The sequence below is a fragment of the Mesorhizobium sp. M4B.F.Ca.ET.143.01.1.1 genome, from assembly GCF_004792275.1.
Taxonomy (GTDB): Bacteria; Pseudomonadota; Alphaproteobacteria; order Rhizobiales; family Rhizobiaceae; genus Mesorhizobium; species Mesorhizobium abyssinicae.
Genome location: NZ_SRSR01000098.1, coordinates 1 through 438 on the forward strand (window position 1 = coordinate 1; position 438 = coordinate 438).

Annotated in this window: 1 protein-coding gene; it reads left to right on the forward strand. The window is 55.5% G+C overall.

Annotated elements, in window-relative coordinates:
• Window positions 1-256 precede the first annotated feature (256 nt).
• A partial coding sequence (locus tag EN786_RS36135; RefSeq protein WP_135910041.1) for a transposase family protein occupies window positions 257-438 on the forward strand: 182 nt, incomplete at its 3' end.

The window sequence follows — 438 nt, forward strand, 5'->3', positions numbered from 1 at the left end:
CGAGCGAGTGGCCTTCCCGTTGCCGTGCCGCCAGGCCCTGAACACTCATGATGCATGCATCCTCCATCCCAAGTATCTCCTCTTAATGGAACGGCATTCCAAATGCTACGATTGCCCTATATAAACGAGAATGCGATGTCAAGGCGCATCCGCCCTAACGGCAGGGCAACGAGTTCAGGTTAACGACGGCGTGTAATTTGTGGTCTGTCGCAGGTTAGCGTGATTCAAAGAGGCTTCCGCAGATTCGGAGGAAGCCATGAGCGAAGTTGCTACGCCGCGCCGCAAGAGCCTTTTGGAGCATTTTTCGGCGATCAAGGACAATCGCCAGTCCTGCAAGGTGATGTATCCGCTGAGCGAGGTGCTGCTTTTGGTTGTCTGCGGCACGATGGCGGCCTGCGACGACTATGACGACATCGTTCTGTGGGGGAACAGGCATCT